19 protein-coding genes are annotated in these 20,068 nt (G+C 45.4%); 7 read left to right on the top strand and 12 right to left on the bottom strand.

Annotation, left to right across the window (positions count from 1 at the left end; genetic code table 11):
• Positions 1–19: 19 nt before the first annotated feature.
• The 3 genes from XMD579_RS11505 to XMD579_RS05795 form a co-directional block, all read right to left on the bottom strand.
• Positions 20–1,015 (bottom strand): acyltransferase, encoded by a 996-nt coding sequence (locus XMD579_RS11505; protein WP_173506041.1) that lies wholly within the window; start codon positions 1,013–1,015, stop codon positions 20–22.
• Complete coding sequence (locus tag XMD579_RS05800) at positions 1,005–2,165, bottom strand: O-antigen ligase (protein WP_173506040.1); 1,161 nt, start codon at positions 2,163–2,165, stop codon at positions 1,005–1,007. The genes XMD579_RS11505 and XMD579_RS05800 overlap by 11 nt, the downstream gene beginning before the upstream one ends.
• Before the next feature lie 89 nt (positions 2,166–2,254).
• On the bottom strand, positions 2,255–3,451 hold the full coding sequence (locus XMD579_RS05795; protein ID WP_173498025.1) for a glycosyltransferase: 1,197 nt from the start codon (positions 3,449–3,451) through the stop codon (positions 2,255–2,257).
• A gap of 102 nt (positions 3,452–3,553) precedes the next feature.
• On the opposite strand from XMD579_RS05795, the gene XMD579_RS05790 reads away from it, so the two are divergent.
• Entirely contained in the window at positions 3,554–4,108 is a 555-nt protein-coding gene (locus XMD579_RS05790; protein WP_173506039.1) for a hypothetical protein, read from the top strand.
• Here the strand turns inward: XMD579_RS05790 and XMD579_RS05785 are convergent.
• The 6 genes from XMD579_RS05785 to XMD579_RS05760 form a co-directional block, all read right to left on the bottom strand.
• Positions 4,053–5,216 carry a WecB/TagA/CpsF family glycosyltransferase gene (locus XMD579_RS05785; RefSeq protein WP_173506038.1) on the bottom strand — a complete coding sequence of 388 codons (1,164 nt, stop codon included), beginning with the start codon at positions 5,214–5,216 and terminating at the stop codon, positions 4,053–4,055. The genes XMD579_RS05790 and XMD579_RS05785 overlap by 56 nt on opposite strands.
• A 12-nt stretch (positions 5,217–5,228) precedes the next feature.
• The gene (locus XMD579_RS05780) at positions 5,229–5,711 is read right to left on the bottom strand and encodes an OmpA family protein (RefSeq protein ID WP_173480963.1); all 483 of its coding nucleotides are present in this window, start codon (positions 5,709–5,711) and stop codon (positions 5,229–5,231) included.
• Positions 5,712–5,719: 8 nt separating this feature from the next.
• Positions 5,720–6,226 carry a hypothetical protein gene (locus XMD579_RS05775; protein WP_173506037.1) on the bottom strand — a complete coding sequence of 169 codons (507 nt, stop codon included), beginning with the start codon at positions 6,224–6,226 and terminating at the stop codon, positions 5,720–5,722.
• A gap of 3 nt (positions 6,227–6,229) precedes the next feature.
• The gene (locus XMD579_RS05770; RefSeq protein ID WP_173488850.1) at positions 6,230–6,574 is read right to left on the bottom strand and encodes an STAS domain-containing protein; all 345 of its coding nucleotides are present in this window, start codon (positions 6,572–6,574) and stop codon (positions 6,230–6,232) included.
• A gap of 73 nt (positions 6,575–6,647) precedes the next feature.
• Positions 6,648–7,241 (bottom strand): AAA family ATPase, encoded by a 594-nt coding sequence (locus XMD579_RS05765; protein WP_173506036.1) that lies wholly within the window; start codon positions 7,239–7,241, stop codon positions 6,648–6,650.
• A 97-nt stretch (positions 7,242–7,338) separates the two neighbouring features.
• Entirely contained in the window at positions 7,339–9,003 is a 1,665-nt protein-coding gene (locus XMD579_RS05760; protein ID WP_173498028.1) for a SpoIIE family protein phosphatase, read from the bottom strand.
• A 206-nt stretch (positions 9,004–9,209) separates the two neighbouring features.
• Here XMD579_RS05760 and XMD579_RS05755 point away from each other — a divergent pair, with 206 nt between their 5' ends.
• A complete protein-coding gene (locus tag XMD579_RS05755) occupies positions 9,210–9,608 on the top strand; it encodes an Hpt domain-containing protein (RefSeq protein ID WP_173480958.1) in 399 nt (132 codons plus the stop codon).
• Positions 9,609–9,632: 24 nt separating this feature from the next.
• On the top strand, positions 9,633–11,063 hold the full coding sequence (locus XMD579_RS05750; protein WP_173506035.1) for a sigma-54 dependent transcriptional regulator: 1,431 nt from the start codon (positions 9,633–9,635) through the stop codon (positions 11,061–11,063).
• On the opposite strand, the gene XMD579_RS05745 is transcribed toward XMD579_RS05750, so the two are convergent.
• From XMD579_RS05745 to XMD579_RS05735, 3 genes are all read right to left on the bottom strand, one after another.
• The gene (locus tag XMD579_RS05745; RefSeq protein WP_173506034.1) at positions 11,060–12,094 is read right to left on the bottom strand and encodes a diguanylate cyclase; all 1,035 of its coding nucleotides are present in this window, start codon (positions 12,092–12,094) and stop codon (positions 11,060–11,062) included. The genes XMD579_RS05750 and XMD579_RS05745 overlap by 4 nt on opposite strands.
• A 206-nt stretch (positions 12,095–12,300) precedes the next feature.
• Positions 12,301–12,795, bottom strand: a complete 495-nt coding sequence (gene gpt, locus XMD579_RS05740) for a xanthine phosphoribosyltransferase (RefSeq protein WP_173506033.1) — start codon at positions 12,793–12,795, stop codon at positions 12,301–12,303.
• Between the two features lie 9 nt (positions 12,796–12,804).
• Positions 12,805–14,169 carry an 8-oxoguanine deaminase gene (locus XMD579_RS05735; RefSeq protein ID WP_173506032.1) on the bottom strand — a complete coding sequence of 455 codons (1,365 nt, stop codon included), beginning with the start codon at positions 14,167–14,169 and terminating at the stop codon, positions 12,805–12,807.
• Positions 14,170–14,343: 174 nt separating this feature from the next.
• Between XMD579_RS05735 and xdhA the strand changes: the two genes are divergently transcribed.
• The 4 genes from xdhA to guaD are packed head-to-tail and all read left to right on the top strand — an operon-like array spanning position 14,344 to position 20,067.
• The gene (gene xdhA / locus XMD579_RS05730; protein WP_173506031.1) at positions 14,344–15,735 is read left to right on the top strand and encodes a xanthine dehydrogenase small subunit; all 1,392 of its coding nucleotides are present in this window, start codon (positions 14,344–14,346) and stop codon (positions 15,733–15,735) included.
• Entirely contained in the window at positions 15,732–18,008 is a 2,277-nt protein-coding gene (gene xdhB, locus XMD579_RS05725) for a xanthine dehydrogenase molybdopterin binding subunit (RefSeq protein ID WP_173506030.1), read from the top strand. Before xdhA ends, xdhB begins: the two co-directional genes overlap by 4 nt.
• On the top strand, positions 18,005–18,784 hold the full coding sequence (gene xdhC, locus XMD579_RS05720; RefSeq protein WP_173480951.1) for a xanthine dehydrogenase accessory protein XdhC: 780 nt from the start codon (positions 18,005–18,007) through the stop codon (positions 18,782–18,784). The genes xdhB and xdhC overlap by 4 nt, the downstream gene beginning before the upstream one ends.
• Positions 18,781–20,067 carry a guanine deaminase gene (guaD, locus tag XMD579_RS05715; protein WP_173482501.1) on the top strand — a complete coding sequence of 429 codons (1,287 nt, stop codon included), beginning with the start codon at positions 18,781–18,783 and terminating at the stop codon, positions 20,065–20,067. The genes xdhC and guaD overlap by 4 nt, the downstream gene beginning before the upstream one ends.
• The last annotated feature ends 1 nt before the right edge of the window (position 20,068 follow it).

The following is a 20,068-nucleotide window of genomic DNA, read 5'->3' as shown; positions in this document are numbered from 1 at the left end:
ATACCTCTATTAATAAAAGCTATTTAAACTTTGTTTTTGACATCAATTCCTTGGTCTTGTTATGACAGTATGTTGCAATCAGTGTGCATGAAATAACCATCAATAAAGATCTGAGGAAGTTGCTCGTACTGTATTCATAATTAAATATTTCTGTTGAGGCATAAAGTATAAAAATATGCCATAAATAAAATTTTAGAGAATTTCCTGAAAGCCACTTTACTAAAGCGATAATTGAATCTTTTTTTATCACTAAATACCTTGTTGTGACGTACAATAGTGTTATAAAAAACATTGCATAGCTTAAGTAGTAAAGTCTTGGGGGGTATTTGTACTCTTGAGTAGGAATGAAATGTCCGTTTTTTAGATACAAAGTTATCAAAAAGTAAATGAAAATAAATAGGGAAATACTGCTAATAATTAAAATATCTTTTGTTCTTAAGGTGTTGAATCTAAATGCGCAAATATAAATCAATAGATAAGGTATGAAATTAAAAAATATTTCCATGCTTGTTTTTAGCTTTTGAAAGCTAAGAGCAAGCTCATATAATGCATATATAAAGACAATAATTAAGCCAATTTTAAAATTCGATATTTTTGAATTATTTACTCTTATGCAGAGGGGTGTAAATATGGCTAATATTAAGTAGATCTTGAATATCCATAAATATCCTATCCCACCTTTATATAAAAATGAATCTGTAATTATTTTCATATTAAATTGTGTGTTGCTGAATCCCATATAGTCTGTTAGCATGAAAAACATAAAAAATAGCAAAAGAAAAAGCCACGAAGAGTATATAAGATTAAAAGTTCTTTTCTTAACAAAATTGAAAGCATGTATTTCTCTACGCCGATATATATATGCGTAGGTCAGACCTGAGCTAAACACTAGCAAAGGGGTTCCGAAATTTCTTAATTGAAATAACCATCCCGGCGGCACTGTGTGCGCAATCATTATTATGAACAGGCCTAAAAATCTTAAGATATCTAGATTTATATTTCTTTCATTTTTCATATAGATTTCTCTTATTTTTGATTTTGTAAACCGCGCAAAATGCAATTATTATTGATGCGTGCGTCAATCCCTGTATTGATGCATATTTTATAGCAAGTAAAGTATTGAAAACGTCACCAGACAACCTAACAACTGACGCCATCATCAAAGCATTTATGGCTCCGTCAACATCTCTTGATGTCCAGCAAGTTGTTACTGATTTTTTTAGAATAATTATTAGCATCACTATGTAGAATGTAGCCCCAACAATACCGTAACGAAATGCAATTCCGATTATTCCAAGGTCTGAGCTATAAAATTTATACCAGAACAATTCTTGTTCGGTTATGGTTGCAGCACTTTGTTGTCCAAAGCCGAAAGCGGGGTGATTTATAATTGTTTCAATAGCAATCATATAAGATTTATAACGTACACCGCCATCCGAAGCTTCCATAAACTCAAAATATTTAATTATTGCAAATGCATATATTGGTATTAATAGGGTTAGTGATAATAAAAATATATTAATTCTATTTTTTCTTGAAAACCAAGCATTGTAAAAAATCACCCCAATTATAAGAAGAGCTATTCCTGCTCTTGACTGAATAACGGAATGGCACCATAAACAAACCAAAAATGTTAATACCCAAAAGGCCTTATTTTTAATATTCTTTTCTGTTACTGATAGATATCCAGAAATTATTGTAGTTAAAAAAATAGCCGTGCCCGGTGCTTTTAATCTATACCCTCGATGATCATTAGTAACCATTCCCTTGATTGTTGGGTCTGAAGAGTTGTATGCAGTTGCTAAATCTATTCGAAAATAATGAAAAACATAAGAGTAAGTTACTGCTGCTAATGTATAAATTATTATTTTATTTATAGTCTCAATTTGATATCCGATTCTTGTAAGAAAATACAAAGTGGGGCAAATGAATACTATTAAAAACTCTCTTGATGCCATCATACTTGGTAACATCGATACATTTGCATTTGCGGAAAATTGATAGGCTGGAAGTACAAATGTATACCCCACAAAAATTAATGTTGTGAATACCCATTTACTCCATCCTAGGTTTTTTTCTTTAACATTAAGTGCCGCTACTAATGCAGAGTAACAAAACAAAATCATGGTGAGTAATAAACCGACCTCCTGCAATCTATTGGCCATGAAGTAATAGGCACCCTTAAACGCTGTATAGAAGATGACAACCAGTGCAAAGGTGATAAGGGCTCGAGTCGAGATGAACACAGGGTTGATTAAGCCGATAGCAGGTTAATTTCGTTGACCATGAAACCTAGAACCCTATCCCAGGTGTACTTTTCACGTACCCGCTCACGACTCTTTTGTTCCAGTGTCTCCCATAGCTTTTGATCATGCAGCAAACGATCAATTGAGTTCGCCATATCTGCAGCGGTATCGTCTATGCATAGGTGGGTTAAGTGGTCCGCATCAATGCCTTCGGCACCCACCGATGTGGTTGAAATGGGAAGTCCTCTGCACATTGAGTTGAGCACTTTGACTTTTATACCTGAGCCAAAAGTAAGCGGTGCAATAAACACACGAGAGCGCTTGAACAGTGGCTCTAGGTCATCGACAAAGCCTAGCAATTGAATGCCTTGGACCTGTGCAACTCTGTCGACAAGACGTTGTGCAGGGTTACCACCGGCGATGTCTAGAATCAGGTTAGGATTGTTGGCCTTTATCTCTGGCCACACTTGTTCAATAAACCAGAGTAAGCCATCAACATTAGCCTCCCAACTGAGTGTGCCTACATAGAGAAGTCGCTTCTCTGTCTCTTCAAATTTGATGCTAGGGAGAGCAAGTTGTGTGTCATCCCCAAGGTGGTAGGTCTCTCTTGCAATATTGGTATCTGCACCAATTTTGGAGAGATTGTCTATATCGTTGGGTGATGCAAAAAATAGATCAGATCGACGACAGATTTCAGATTCAAACTTTGCAACGCGTTTGGCTTCGCAATTTGCGATGGTACGCATAACCCAATTATTACCCTCTTTGCCATAACGATCCCACATTAGGTAGGTGGCGTTATGAGCATGAAATATCACTTTGCCTCTGAAATGGTCGGGTATGTATTGAGCGGCTTCGTAGTGATCAATCAACATGACTTCGTAATCGTTCGCGATCTCTGCAATACGCTCTTTCAATTTTTTTGAGCCTGATCTTAAGACATTAAGAGGGATCGCTTTAAGATAGCTCTTAATCAAGTTTTTAGGCGAACGGGGTTCTTCAACCTTTTCGTAGAGTAACTTATCTAGATCGACCAACTGCGAAAATTCAGTTACATGTTCACTCCCATATTTAAGTGGGCAGGCCAGGGCAACAGAGTAGTGGTTGGTTAGGTACTTCAGCATATTCCAACTCTTGACTCGCCCACCACTATTAGCGGGGTAGGGAAGCTCTATGCTGATCATTAACAGTGTCTGTTTACTCATAATATTTCTCAAGTTGGCCTGTAAATTGCTTATCACTTCGCAAGTAATGGGTTTTCACCCAGTTAGTTAATGCAATTTGTGTGCCACATAGAGAGGAATTAGATGAGAGCTCTGTCGAAATTTTTATTCATTCTAGGATATCTATCCGTCATCGGACCACCTCGAGCGTCTAATCTACAGACTACGGAAAAAGCGGAGGCTGGTGAGTTGAAGAATCAGCCATTGGTCGTTGTGCTGATTGTTGAATACTTAATGAGATCGGCGATGCTGTTGCTTATCTTTTTTGGCATCGAATTCGTTGTAGGGAAGGCAATTTATGAAACCTACTATCTGGATTACCTTGGCCTGCTGATGCTCAGTGTTGGCGCGTTCCACACATTCAGTTATTACCTCTGCTTTGCCCTAATAAACCCCTCTAAGAAGATAGTTCGGTTCAGACTCTATCGACTGCTAAGAAATCTAGCCTACTCTTGGTTGCCCGGAGTTGGGATTGTCGCAGTGATCTTATTGGTAGAGTTTTTACAGGAGAAAGACCCTTTTACCCATCTTGATATGGTCGTAAACGTTTATCTTATCTCAACTGCACTGGTGTTATTGATCGCTATGATTGAGTGGGCGCTAGTGAAGCGTCATCCACTGGGCTTGGATGTTGAATAATAGTGAATTGATCAGATACGCAAGCGTATTCAAACTGTTGCAGATGAACTGAATCAAGGTTTTTAAGCGTCAAGCTGTGACCGTTTATATTGATCTGCTTTTGCACCAGTTGTAGCAGGGCGATGAATGAACCATCCAGCCGAGATAGGCCTTTGAGATCGATGACCCGAACTCTCTCCTCTTCAATTAACTCAATTAATGCACTTCTAAGATTTGATAAGTTTCTGTGAAGTGCATCACCCGATATTTGTAGGGTGTTTGAGTCGTTTAGATAACTAAACTCCAAAGGTATCTGCGGTAGCTGAGACTGCTTCTGCATTAGTTTTTTATAGGGACGTATTTTTGTGAGGTATTGCCAAATAAATGCGCGACCATCATGCCAATACCGCTTAAATAGACTCGTCTCCTCCCATATACGCCATAACCACTCTAAACCGCTACGTTGTATCCAAAGAGGGGCCCTGTTAACCGTTCCTGCAACAAAATTGATGACCGCGCCCAGGTGTGAAATGACTGGTACTTCCAGTTGGTCACGGTTTAGTTCGATCCATTGCTGGCCTCGTTTTGCGCCTAACGCAACAATTAAAAGATCCGCATCTGCCTGATTGATCTGTTTAATAACCTTGGGGTCGCTCATCTCATCCATGGATCCAAAGCCGGGGCTGTAAAAACCAACGACTTCCATGCTGCTGTTATCTACCGCGATCTTTTTAAACGCTTCAGATGCGGTTCCATCAGGGCCACCAAAAAAGATCACTCGGATGGGGCGATCTGGGTTTCCATACTCTTGCCTAATCCTTTCAAACACTGAAGAACCGGCGACACGTTCCGGCAAAGGAATCCCTAGAGTTTTTGCAATCCAGATAAGCGGCATGCCATCTGCGACCACCCAATCTGAGTTGATGACTGAATCTCTAAATTGCGAATCATTTTGTGCAGTGATTGCAAAATTTAGGTTCGGTGTAGTGAAGAAGCAGCGCTCCTCTTTTAGCATCGCATCAATCAGATGATCTGTCGTCTCTTGCTCTGTTGTGCAGTCAAACGGCAGGCCCATAACGGTCCATACATTTCGCGTTAGATCACGTGCAATCGCTTCTTCTCGTGTCATGATTTGGCTCTATTAGAATAGTGATAGAGTGACTCGTCGATTCAGTTGACGGCCCTGTTCGGTTCGGTTATTTGCAACGGGTTGGGATTCGCCCATGGAGGCTGTGGCCAGTTTTTCAGCTGGATAGCCAATATCAACCAGTGTTAGTAGGACGGACTCGGATCGATTTAACCCCAGTTGATCATTGTATTGTTCACTTCGATTCCAATCGGTATGCCCATTCAAAATGATTGACGGACGCTGCTCACCCAGTGTCTTAACAAACTCTTTGAGTTTGACCCTTTCGGTTGGCGTCACTTCATGACTGTCGTTGGCGAAGTAGATGATCGGTAGCACAATGTTGACTACTGCTTGAGGCTGTAAAGGCGTGGCGATATTCGGCAACGAGTGCGAAAAATAGATTGTCTCGTTTTCGTTTTGTATCGGTTGTTGGCTGCAACCAGACAGGAGTAAACTGACCAATGACCCTAGCATGAGGCCGTCATATTTTTTCATGATCACTCCTATCCGTTCACAACCGATTTCAACGGGGTCAGTAAACCTAGTCTCTTAAAGACTAAAAAGGGTGCCGCTAAACACTTAAGTTTCTGGTCCCGTTTTATTAAACCCGGCATTAACAGGTTGGCTCTGCCGCTAAAGGGCGCACTGAGTACAAACTGCTCAATATCGATCGCATTGCGGTGAATATCAGCCAAAGATTCGTGCGTTAAATGGGTGTCACTGTAGTAGACCTTCTCTAGCTCAAGATGCAGATTAGAGATGGCATCTAACCAGTGCTCATAACTCATCATGCAGTTGGGCGTGAGGAGCGAACGACGGATATTTTCTGGAAGTTTTTCCAGGATGTTTATCTGTCCATTATTGAACCGTTCAATCAACTCAATGGCCGCCTTATAGAAGATAATTGAGGTGATGCGCGACTCAATAAGTGCATTGGGCAGCTCTGATCCTTTTGACTCCGCCAGTGTAAGCACGGCGGAGTCTAGGTGTTCTCGAAGGGCCTCGTACATTGGTTAAGCTGCTTTGCTGACTCGCTCAATGGCAGCATTCGGATCTTGATAGATCTCGAATAGCTCTTGAAGGCGTGTCAGTTCTAACAGAGATTGCACGGCTGGTTGAGGCGACAAGATCACCGCTGAACCACCCAATTTTTGAATGTTTTTGTAGACAGCGACTAGCACGGCTAAACCACTTGAATCGGTAAAGCTCATGCCTGCCAAATCGATGACAAGGTTGGTTTTTCCCTGTTCGATCATCTCGGTAAGCTGCTGTTTAACGCTGTTCGCATTAGCCATAGTAAGTTTCTCTGGCATGTGAACGACGTTAGCTGAATCGTAAGAACTGACTGTAAAACTCATCGGTAACTCCTAAGTTAATTATGTACCTATATATCCTTAGCAATAGGTGTGCCAACTTAGGGGGTTGTTCCGATTATCGAGGCAGTTTTAGTCTATTTTTAATAAAACTTTTTACATCTGAGGGGAGAGCGTCAATTCTAATATCGGCTTGATCGCGATATGGGGCAATGTGACGTTCGAATCCAGGTCGCACTTGGTCGTTGTATTGACGACGAATGTCGTCAGGTTCACGACCTCGTTCAATTTGGTCTCGTTCAAAACGGCGTTGGAAGCAGATCTCTTGAGGGACATCTAAGTAGATTTTGATATCAAAGGCTGAGACTAAATTCGGTTGTGACAGTAGAAAAAGACCTTCAACCAGGATCACATCGAGTGGTTCAATGATCAAAGTCTCATGCTGGCGTCTGTGAACGACAAAATCATAGGTCGGAATTTCGGTCGCCAACCCCTGTTTAAGCTCGTTGAGTTTTTTGGCCAATAGATCAAGCTCTAGCGCTTGAGGCTCATCGTAATTACTGAGCGGGTGACCAATAGGGTTGTAGAAATTGTCCTGACTAAACAGCGTGGCCGTTAATCCCTGTGATTGAATGCCCTGCAACAGGGCGTTAGCTACGGTGGTTTTCCCAGATCCAGAAGCACCGGCAACGGCAATCAAAAGAGGTTTCACGTCAATTCCATCGGTTCAAAATGTGCTCAGATTATAGAGAGATCAGTGCTGGAAATGAATAAGCCGCAATAGATGCGGCTTATTTTGAGTGACTTTATTAGCTGTTTTTAAAACGCAGTCGCCATAGGTTTGCATCATTGGCACGCTTACAGCTGATTTGATCGATCCAACTCATCATGATGTGTTGGCCACGCCCTGACTCTGATTCACCTGAATAGGGCTTAGGTGGGCATAGATGAGGAAGCTCAACGGAATATTCTTGAATATTGAACTCAATCCAGCTTTTAGAGGTCGTTGTGATGATCTCTATTGGAAGCTCCACATAATCTTCAGGCCAAACAGTATGTTCAACAAAATTGTTCAGTAGTTCAGCTAGCGCGGTTCTGATCTTAGAGAGGATTAGATCATCGGTATTAAGCAGTTTTAAGTGAAGATAGATATGATCCAGTGTCTTTTCTACGTCGCTCTCTGTAGGGCGTAAACTGGTCAGAAATGGCTGGACGTTCAACTCTGTCTCTTGGTTGTTTTCCGAGGAGCGTTTAATCAACATGACCGATACATCATCTTCTGGGGTCTCTTGGTTACCCCAATCATAGGCAAATTGCTTAATGATATCTAACTGAGTTGCGGCATCTTTACTGCGTTCACGTTTCAGTATGTTTTCGATCGCATTACGGCCTATGGCTGAGTTTGTTTCATCAACAATATCAAACAGTCCATCACTACTTAACAGCAATGAAGAACCTGGTAAAAAGGGAAGGGATCGTGTTTCAAAGTCGGCAAACTCAAACATTCCAACTGGAAAGCTGCCGCGGCTTATCTGCATCATATCACCCTGTTCGCTTAACACGCAGGGGTGAGGGTGTCCTGCTTGGCAGTACCTTAGGGTATTGGCTTGTTCATCTATCATGCCAAGGAACATAGTGAAGTAGAGGCCTGAAAAACGCTCACTAGGAAAGCGCTCATTCAGTCTGCGAACGATTTGATGAAGTGGTGGCAAGACACTTTGATTGATGTAGTAACCCAGCATCTGTTGAATGGCATTTTGTAAGGTAAAGGAGAGCATAGCCGATGCGACCCCGTGTCCCATTACGTCGATCTGATAGATCAGTACTTGATTGTTATTGGTTGTGACATATCCCATTGAATCACCACCAATGCCACGTGCTGTTTTAAAGTGTGTAGCGAGTTCTAGGGTGGGTGATAACCACTGATTCTTTGGTACATACTCCTCTTGAAGATGCGTCGCAAATTGCAACTCTTCCTCATTTTGCTTCTGCGCAGCTTCCAGTGCAGTCACGGTTTCGTTGAGTTGCTCGTTCTGGTCGGTGACACTTTTACGCATGCTTACCAAGCGAGCTCCTGCAGCCAGCCGTACACGAAGTTCCTCTTTAACAGCGGGTTTACGCAAAAAATCATCCGCGCCTGCATCCATACAGGTGACCAGCTCATTTTGATCATTCTCTGCGGTCAGCATAACGACGTAGGGTGATCCGTAACGCTCGTTGCTTCTCAGAGTGCGACAGAGTGTTTTGCCATCCATCTCTGGCATCACTTGATCTGAGAGGATCAATTGAAATTGGTCTCTCTCCAGCAGTGCGAGTGCCTCTTTACCATCACAGGCCTCAACGACTTCATAGCCTAGGTCTTTTAACATCGCGCCAAGGCGAGCTCGTTCGGTAGGGCTGTCATCAACCATTAGGATTCTATTGATATCAAAATGGTCTTGTTCGCTACTCTTAACTGATACTGCAATATTCATTTTAAAACTCGGTCTGTTTAGTTCCTATTGCATGAGGGTAAGCACAAACCGTGCCAACAGCTCTGAATCAAATATCTAGACTTTTTGCATTTTGCGAATCACTATGAATAGATCTTTTTATAAGCGGTAAGAAGAGTTGGCATGGACCTTGCTTTCTCTTGATGTGCCTTCACTGTTTAGAAGGATTATTTTAAGGAGATAGTTAAATGGGACAAATCATCGATTCAATGGATCAGGCGGTTGCTTCAAAGGTTTCTGAAGTACTGGATCTTGCAGTACTGGAGCGTCTTTTAGAGGACACGTCGATCGATTTCTTGCCAAGCCTTATTGAAGTGTTCGAATCAGAATCTTCACAGCGTTTAGAGAACATCAGTAAAGCGATGTCTGAAAATGATTTAGCGACATTAGGTATCGAAGCACATTCACTGAAAGGTACCTCAGCAACCTTTGGTGCCGAAACGCTTCGTTCTACCGCCGAGCGCATAGAAAAAGCAGCCAAATCTGGCGATCAAGCGACGGTTGATCAGTTTGTGCCTTCTGTACCCTCGCAGCTGGAATCTGTCCTTGCAGAGTTGAACCGGTTTTCATCATCGCTATCGGCTTAATAGAGTTAATTGAGGAAATTTCTGATGTCTCAGAATCAAGTATTAATTGTTGAAGACAGTGCCAGTCTGCGACGTATCTATGCACAGTACGTTGAGAAGGAGGGGGTATTAGTTGATGCCGCCGCCACACTGGCTGAAGCTCACACCGCACTTGATTCCAAGGTTTATCAGGTCGTTCTTCTGGATCTGCGCCTGCCTGATGGTGATGGCTTTGAGCTTCTTAAACGAATTATTGAGCATCAGATTAACTCTTTGGTGATCATTATGACCGCGCATGGCTCGATCGATGTGGCCGTCGATGCCATTCGTGTAGGCGCCTATGATTTTCTAGAAAAACCTTTTGATGCGCGTCGACTAAAGGTAGCGATCAGCTCAGCATTTGCACAGGTGGCAAAACTCAACTTTGCTCCTGTCGATTTGGCAGAGAAGAGGGAGCGTGAGACCTTCCATAGCTTTATTGGTGCCAGTCCTGCGATGCAAGATATGTATCATCTTATCGAGCGTGCGGGCCCCAGTAAGGCATCTGTCTTTGTGACAGGGGAGAGTGGCTCAGGTAAAGAGCTCACTGCAGAAGCCCTGCATAAGCAGAGCGCGCGTTCTGAAGGTCCTTTCGTTGCTATTAACTGTGCCGCTATTCCTAAAGATCTTATGGAGAGTGAGATCTTTGGCCATGTGAAGGGTGCGTTTACTGGGGCCAGTGCCAATCGTGAGGGCGCAGCCAGCAAAGCCAATGGCGGTACACTTTTTCTAGATGAAATTGGTGAAATGAGTCTTGATTTGCAAACCAAATTGCTACGATTCATTCAGACCGGCATTATCCAAAAAGTAGGAAGTAATTCAGATGAGGTGGTCGATGTTCGATTCATCTGCGCAACGAACCGAGACCCTCTGGTTGAGGTGCAAGCGGGTCGTTTTAGAGAGGATCTCTACTATCGCCTGCATGTGATTCCTGTTCACCTGCCGCCGTTACGGGATCGCGGTGATGATATTCTAATGATTGCCGAATTCTTCCTTAACCGTTACGCGCGTGAAGAGACCAAGTATTTCGAGGGCTTTGAAGATGAAGCTAAGCGTAGACTGCTGGAGTACCACTGGCCAGGTAATGTCCGCGAACTTCAGAATGTGATTCGTAATGTCGTTGTATTAAACGAGGGGGGTATGGTCGGTGTGGCCGATTTCCCGGCCCCGTTAAATTCGCTGCAGGAGATTGTGGCACCACAACCCGTCAAAACAGAAGAGCCAGAAGAGGTTCAAACGAGTAAATCCGCTAAGAAGTCTAAACCCTATTCGAAAGTGATGGCTCAGAGTTTAGACGAGATTGAACCTCTGGATGTATTAGAGCGAAAAATCATCGAAAATGCCGTCAAACTCTGTAAAGGCAATGTCCCTAAAGCGGCCGCGTTACTTGAGGTTAGCCCCTCTACACTCTACCGCAAAATAAAGGGTTGGAGTTAAGCGCTGCGATCGCGACTCTGTTCATTAGGGTTAGGTATGCTGACCATGCCTAACTCTACCCGATCCCTTCCTTTTGCTTTGGCTCGATAGAGCGCATCATCCGCCCGTTTAAATAGCTCATCTGCTTCGACACCGGCAATAAAACTACTGATACCGATACTAGCCGTTACCTTACTCACGGGTGTGAATGGGTGATCTCTTAGTGTGTTTCTAAGTTTTTCTGCAAGAATCAACGCTTCAGATTGGTTGGTGTTGGGTAAAATGATCATAAACTCTTCACCGCCCCAGCGACCCAATATATCCACATCACGAATATTATTCTGAAGTAGGTTAGCGACGGCATAGAGAACGTCATCGCCTACAAGATGCCCGTGGGTATCATTGATCTGTTTGAAGTGATCAATATCTAACAGCAACAGCGAAAATTGAGTGCCGTATCGGTTTGCACGTCGCAGCTCTGCTTCAAATAGCTCATCTAGCCTCGAACGATTGTAGAGGCCGGTTAACTGGTCCGTCATCCATAGCTCTTCCAGTTTTTTCTGAGTCGAAATGTCTTCGCGAATCTCGGTGAATCCAATCAGATTAGCGTTTCGGTCGTATTGAGGCTCGATCTGAAGCTTGACCCAATAGAGTCCACCGTAGGCATTTTTCTCTTGGGTTTCAACACTCACGACCCCTTTCTGACTTGCCTCTTGATATCGTTGTTGCAAAAGGCGTGCGCTGTTTTCGTCTGGAATTAAACGAGCTAATGTGCCTGATTTAAGTTGTTCTTTTGTATATCCCGTGTGATCGCAAAAGGCGCTAGATGCCTTAGTCACCTTGCCGTTTGGATCGGTATTCACCATTAAGATGTGTTTGTCGATGATGGCAAGATGTCGCTGTGTCTTGTGACGCTCACGCTTAAGCTGTCTAAACTGCTTATGTCCACGTGAACGAAGAAGCTGCAGGGTTCGAGTCATTGTGGCCAGCACAATGATGATAAGGGTAACAGAGACTAAAAAGATGACGGGGTGGAGTCTTATCTCAGCCATTAGAGAGCTCTCATTAGCCCAAAGAGGTTGGCTAATGAGTAACAAAGATAGGCAGGAAACTAGGTAACTAAAACCCATACAAAACTCTTCCAAACATAATGAAAGCTTAAGCCTAGCAGAGGATTTTGATTTTGCAGGATTTTTTTAGACGTTTAATTTATGTAAAACAGAACGTCCAATCAAAATAATAGTTTATTTGAAATCAGTTACTTATCGATAACTTCTGATAGTGGTTGTGCAAAGGTTTGCACCATATCCCAAGGGAAACGAATCCAAGTATCTTGGCTGACCTCGGTAATAAAGGTATCAACCAGTGGTTTGCCAGCCGGTTTTGCATAGAGTGTTACAAAGTGCGCTTTAGGAAGCATTTCACGAACGTATTTTGCGGTGCGGCCGGTATCAACCAGGTCATCGACCAAAATCATCCCTTCGCCATCACCTTCTATGCCTTTAAGTACTTCTATCTGCCCCTGAACAGAAGCTTCACCAGTGTCTGAGTTTGAGTAGCTAAGGACACAGATCGTATCGATCATACGAATATCCATCTCTCGAGCTAGGATGGCTGCTGGTACTAAGCCGCCGCGAGTGATGGCAATAATGCCTTTCCAAGGCCCTTGTTCTAGAAGGCGCCAGCTCAGCGCTCGTGCATTTCGGTGCAGTTCATCCCAGCTTACGGGAAAGTCTTTGCTGTTGGGTGTCATTATCTTCTCCTAAGAAATCGCACGAGCCGCAAGTGTATTTGCAGCCTCTTTATGTTCATGCATGATCCGTTCAATATCTTGACCGACTAACTCACCGGCTTTAACGCGCCACTCGCCATTCACCATAACGGCTTCTGCGCGATGCGCCCCACACAACAGCAGGGCGGCTAATGGATCGTGTGCACCGCTAAAGCGCGGCTCATCAAGCTTAAATAGAGCTAGGTCGGCAGCTTTACCCACCGCGAGCTCACCAATATCGTCACGGCCTAATACCTGTGCTGAGCCTTTGGTACCCCAACGATAGGCGTCAAAATGGGTGACCGCAGAGGATCCGTAACGCAGGCGCTGGATGTACATGGCTTGGCGAACTTCTTGAATCATATTCGAGCAATCGTTCGACGCAGAACCATCGACACCCAACCCCACGGGTGAACCGGCCGCTTCAAGCTCCTTCACTTTAGCAATGCCCGATGCGAGCATCATGTTCGAGCTTGGGCAGTGACAGACTCCGACGCCAGCCTTACCCAATCGGGCAATCTCTTCGTCATTAAAATGTATGCCGTGCGCCAACCAAGTGTTACTGGATAGCCAACCAACAGACTCTAGGTAATCTACCGTTCGCATACCAAAAGAGCGTTCACAGAAGTTCTCTTCGTCGATGGTCTCTGCTAGGTGCGTATGGAGTCGTACATTGAGTTGTTTGGCCAGACTGGCTGTGTCACGCATCAACTCGGTCGTCACAGAGAAGGGAGAACAGGGTGCTAAGGCGATTTGTGACATCGAATAGGGTTCTCTGTCATGATAGCGGGAGACCAGACGTTCAGAATCCTGCAAGATCTCATCTTCTGTTTGAACCACGGTATTAGGCGGTAATCCACCTTGGTCTTGGCCAAGACTCATAGAACCTCGGGTCATCGCCATACGCACACCCATCTCACGACCAATTTCGATCTGATGATCAATGGCGTCAGTGAGATTGGCTGGGAACAGATAGTGGTGATCAGAAGCGGTTGTGCAGCCGGACAACAGTAACTCGGCCAGTGCCAGCTTTGTGGCGGCTCGGTGAATCTCAGGATCTAAATTCGCCCAGACAGGGTAGAGCGTCTGAAGCCAAGGAAAAAGCTCTTTATTGAGTGCTGCGGGCAGTGCGCGAGTCAGTGTCTGATAGAAATGGTGGTGGGTGTTGATCAGACCGGGAATCAGAACCTGATCACTGACATCAATCGTTTGATCAATATTAACGGGTGTTTCGCCCTTGGCAACCAGCTCTACGATCGCCTTGCCACTGACAACAATACCGCCAGAAGCATCCTCATCGTTTCCCGTGTAGATGGCTAATGGATTGGATAACCAGATGCGAAGGTTGTCTGTCATACTTTGGCGGATCTCAAAGCTTGTTAATAATTGAAAAATAGTCGTCTATTGAACCCAATATTTGACTCAAAAATCAAATAAAAATTAACTTCAAGGTCAGTTTATTTATTTGACCGATTGGTTAGGTTTTAGCACAATAAGTCTATTATATATGACCCTTCAGGCAGCATTCATATGATCAGTTACTGGAAAAATGGTTCCATTGAGCAGGATAGTCCGCTTTCCAATACCGAGACTCTATTGGAATTCCTGCGTGAATCTAAACGTCTCACAGGGACCAAAGAGGGGTGTGCCTCTGGTGACTGCGGTGCCTGTACGGTTGTGCTTGTCTCTCTAGATGATAATGAAAGGCTTAAGTATGAAGCGGTCAATAGCTGTTTGATGCCGGTTGCGGAATTGGCTGGTAAAGCGCTGATTACGATTGAAGATCTAGCGCAAGGCGATGATCTACACCCTCTGCAACAGGCGTTTATAGATCAGCACGCATCGCAGTGTGGATTTTGCACCCCAGGGTTCATTCTTTCTGCTCTTGCTTTGAAAAAGCATGAATCCAATCCTGATGTGGAGGCGATCGATGAAGCCCTAGGCGGTAATCTCTGTCGATGCACCGGCTACTCACCTATTGTTAAAGCGGTTCAGTTGGCCGATTGCAGCCAAGATCGATTTGCTCAGTGTGAAGTTGAGTTAATCAACTCCCTAAAGCAGCTACAAAACTCAACGGCATCCGTTGTCGGTTTCCATCAACCTCGAACATTAGAAGCCCTTTGTGAATTGAAATCGGAGCATCCAGAGGCCATTTTGTTATCCGGTGGTACTGATTGGATGCTGCGGGCGACTCAGGGGCTTGAACAGGTCGAGACGCTTATCAGTACTGATAGGGTTGCCGGCTTAAATCAGTTAACCCTTGTGGCTGGGCACTGGTCAGTCGGTGCAGCGGTCTCTTTGAGTCGAATTAAAGATCAGGCAAAAGCGTCTGGTTTTCATGCTCTTGATCAGTTGCTCAGTCGATTTGCATCACAACAGATCCGTAATCGCGCGACCTTGGGTGGTTCTATCGGAAATGCCTCTCCAATTGGCGATTTAGCTCCGTTGATGCTCGCTTTAGATGCAGAGTTGGTTTTGAGCTCTGTTCAACAAGAGCGAAGGGTTGCGCTAAAACATTTCTTCTTAGGCTATAAGCAGACCGCGTTGAGTTCGGATGAGGTGATCAGTCAGATTAACTTCAACCTTGCTGATCAGGCCCAAGTGCATTTTGAGAAGGTGTCCAAGCGCCTGGATGATGATATCTCTGCCGTCGCTGTAGCGACTCATTACAGGATGCATGAGGGACAGTTAACCTCTTTGCGAATAGGGTTAGGAGGTATGGCGGCCACTCCGGTTTTGGCACTGGGTGTGATGGCTGCTTTTGAAGGTAAAGAACCCTCATCCATTACCCTGGATCAGGTCACTGATGCGTTAGGCGAGTTAACACCTCTATCAGACCTCAGGGCCAGTGCTGATTATCGCCTCAAAGCCTGTGCCCGTGTCATTCACTTCCATCTAATCAGTGCGAAGGAGTCTGTATGAAACCTGTAGGCGTTTCAGTCACTCACGACAGTGCGTTGTTGCATGTGACGGGTAGAGCACGATATGTGGATGATACTCCCTTACCTGAAGGCACCCTGTTTGCTGCCATCGGGCAAGCATCCATCTCCCGAGGCCGTCTGTTATCTTTGGATCTGAGTGCAGTGCAAGAGGCTCCAGGTGTTATTGCCGTGCTGACGTCCAGTGATATTCCTGGAATCAAAGATATCGGTCCTGTCTTTCCGGGTGACCCACTTTTAGTGGATGGCGACGTGCTTTTTCACGGTCAACCGATCTTTCTTGTGGTGGCTACGGATGAGAAGCAAGCTCGCTCTGCGGCATTCTTGGCTGAGGTTCAATACGAAGAGTCTAAGCCAATCCTCTCTATTGAAGAGGCCAAGTCCCAGGCGTATCGAGTACGTCCTCCTCATGTGATGCAGAGAGGCGATCTGTCCACAATGGACAGATCTAAAAATCAGATCTCTGGTGAATTGCGAATTGGCGGTCAAGAACATCTCTATCTTGAAGGGCAGGCCTCTTTGGCAGTGCCAACAGAGGAGGGAGGTATTCATCTTCTCTGCTCTACTCAGCACCCAACTGAGGTGCAAACCCTAGTCTCTGAAGTGTTGGGCCTTCCTTTTCATGAGGTGGTTGTTGAAGTACGACGCATGGGAGGCGCTTTTGGCGGTAAAGAGACACAGGCAGCTCCTTGGGCTTGTTTAGCCTCACTGGCGGCGCACAAGCTAGGTAAACCGGTAAAACTTCGTCTACCTAGATCAACGGATATGACGGTGACGGGGAAACGACACCCCTTTATTAACCAATATCAAGTGGGATTCCGTAATGATGGTCAAATCGAAGCGGTACAGATCGACATTAATGGCGACTGTGGCTGCTCTCCAGATCTAAGTGATGCCATTGTGGATCGCGCGATGTTCCACAGTGACAACGCCTACTATTACCCAGCTGCAAAAATCACTGGTGAGCGTTGGCGAACCGATAAGGTTTCCAACACGGCGTTTCGTGGCTTTGGTGGGCCTCAGGGGGTCATCACGGCAGAAGCGATGCTGGACGATATTGCACGCACCTGTAAACAGGATCCTTTAGATACACGGCTTAAGAACCTCTATTCAGGTCAGCAGACACACTATGGTCAAACCGTCGACGGAACAACGCTGCGGGAGATCATGACCCGCCTTAGAGAGAGTGCTGACTATGACCGTCGTCGACAGAAAATTGCTAAACATAACTTAGCCTCATCTCGTTATCTTAAAGGGCTGGCGTTAACCCCGGTCAAGTTTGGTATCTCCTTTACCGTTAAGCATCTCAATCAAGCGGGCGTGCTTGTTCACATCTATACAGACGGTTCCGTTCTGGTCAGTCAGGCGGGTACTGAGATGGGGCAGGGACTTTACACTAAAGTGGCTCAAGTGGTTGCCTCAGTATTGGGCATTGAGATCGATCGAGTGAAGATGAGCAGCACTCGAACTGACAAGGTTCCCAACACGTCACCGACGGCTGCTTCAAGCGGTAGCGACATGAATGGTATGGCAGCCCATGACGCAGCGACCACACTGAAAAGTCGGATTGCAGAATTCATTGCCAATCGCGAATCGATTAATGCCGAAGAGATTGAATTCAAACAGGGGCTGTTGAGCTGGGGTGCCAGTTCAATCACGTTTGCCGAGGCTGTAAAAGCGGCCTATATGGATCGTGTTCAGCTCTCTGCCACAGGCTTCTACAAAACGCCCAATATCTGGTATGACAGAGCTTCTGCACAAGGCAACCCATTTCTCTACTACGCTAATGGGGCCGCCTGTTCGGAGGTCATTATTGACCGATTAACGGGCGCCACTCATATCGAGCGTGTCGATATATTGCACGATACGGGTAACTCATTGAATCCAGCCTTGGACAAGGGTCAGATAGAGGGAGGGTTTATTCAGGGAGCGGGTTGGTTAACCAGTGAGGAGCTTAAGTGGGATGACGAAGGGCGTCTACTGACAAACTCCCCAGCTACTTATAAGATCCCAGCGATTAGTGATCGACCCACTAAGCTAAGTATCGAACTGCTGGATAAACCGAACAGTGCGGCAACCATAGCAAGATCTAAAGCAGTCGGTGAGCCACCCTTTATGCTTGGCATCTCTGTCTGGTGTGCAATTCGCGATGCAATTTCGAGTATTTCCGGCTATGGTATATCGCCTACCTTAGATGCACCGGCAACCCCTGAGGCCATTTTAAACGCCATTACTACCCTTGAGGACTCTCTGTGATTCAACGTTGGAGCTACAAACTTGCTGAGCTGTTAAAGCGGGGGCAACCGGTTGTTTTAATCACACAGGTCGGTGAGAGAGGCTCCAGTCCACGTTCGTCAGGTGCCAAGATGTTGGTCACCAGTAACGCCACGGTGGATTCACTCGGTGGGGGTAATCTTGAGCATCAGGCGATTGAATTCGCACGACAGCTACTGACAGAGCAGAAAGATGGTCTGCACGAACTTGAGTACACTCTGGCCGGTAATCTTGGGCAGTGCTGCGGTGGAGAGGTTAGGGTGCTGTTTGAGGTTTTTAATACCTCTCTACAGCCTCTTTACCTATTTGGTGCCGGCCACATAGCTCAAGCGTTAGTGCCTCTGCTCGCGCAACTGCATTTTGCCGTTAACTGGGTGGATGACCGAGATGAGCTCTTTGTTCAGCCTATTCCAGATGGTGTGACCCGCATTGAACGTGATCCCATTGATGTGGCGCGAGATATTCCGAATGATGCATGGATGTTGATTATGACCCATGATCATCAACTGGATCTGGATCTTCTACTGGCAGCTATCGATGGAGGTCTGCCGACCTATACTGGCATGATAGGCTCAGAAACTAAGGCATTGAAATTCAGACAGCGTCTTGCTCAGCGGGGTATCTCTCAGGAAATCATTGACTCCATTCACTCGCCTATAGGCTTGCAGAATTTGCATACTAAATTGCCGGTAGAGATTGCGATTTCGGTTGCGGCTGATGTCATGACTCGGCTGCAGCAACAGCGGGGTGAATTATGAGTCAATCCTGGGCGTTACGTTGTCAGATCCTGAGTTGTACTTCTCAACCTAAAGATGATGAAGGGTGGTTCTATCACTCAGATGGGCTTATCTGGATAGTCGATGGATTGATTAAACGGGTAGGCAGTTACACTGATCTAAGAGAGCATATCCCCTCTGATCTTCAAATCGAGCATCGTCCTGGGCATCTACTGATTCCTGGATTTATCGATACCCATGTTCACTACCCACAACTTGAAATGATCGGTGCTTACGGGACTCAACTCTTGGATTGGTTGAATCGATACACCTTCCCTGTGGAATTAAAGTATCGCGATATTGATTACGCGACAGAGCAGGCTGGACGGTTTCTCGACCAGTTATTGGCGAACGGAACGACAACCGCCCTGGTGTTTGCGACCTCTTCGGTTAACTCAGTGGATGCCTTTTTTGCAGAATCCCTACGTCGTAATCTACGTATGGTCAGCGGCAAGGTTTTAATGGATCGGCATGCACCAGATGATCTGTGTGATACCCCTCAATCGGCCTATGACGACTCCTGTTCGTTAATTGACAAATGGCGTGGTAGTGGACGGTTGGGTTACGCGGTAACACCTCGCTTTGCACCCACATCGACCGACGCGCAATTAGAGGTCGCTGGTGCTCTAATGAAAGAGAATAGTGATGTCTACCTACACACCCATCTCTCTGAGAATGTCGATGAGATCGCATGGGTAGGGGAGTTATTTCCTGATCGCCAGGGCTATTTAGATACCTATGATCACTTTGGACTCGTGACCGATCGTTCGGTGTTTGCTCACGGCATTCACCTCAATGACGCTGAGATGCAACGTCTTCATGACTGTGGCTCCGCTATTTGTCACTGCCCATCCTCCAATCTTTTCTTAGGATCGGGGTTATTTCCTTTGAAGCGTCTGCAACAGGCTGGCGTGAATGTGACTATGGGTACTGATGTTGGGGGTGGTACGTCGCTCTCTATGCTGAGCACCCAAGGTGACGCCTATAAAATTCAGCAGATGGCGGGACATCTTCTTAAACCTTTAGAAGCCTTCTATATGGCCACTCTGGCCGGTGCTAAGGCATTGGGGCTGGATGATCGAATTGGCGCTTTAGCAGAAGGGTTTGAGGCCGATATGGTGTTGCTCGACTTGGCCTCTACACCGGTGATCGAAGAGCGGATGAAACGGGCTGATCAGATTGAAGATGTCTTATTTGCACTCTCTATTCTGGGGGATGATCGATCAATCGCACAGACCTATGTGATGGGCGAGCCTGCCCTTTAGG

The sequence above is a fragment of the Marinobacterium sp. xm-d-579 genome (assembly GCF_013282935.1).
Taxonomy (GTDB): Bacteria; Pseudomonadota; Gammaproteobacteria; order Pseudomonadales; family Balneatricaceae; genus Marinobacterium_E.
Note: the sequence above shows the minus strand (reverse complement) of the source record. Positions and strands in the feature narration are given on the sequence as shown.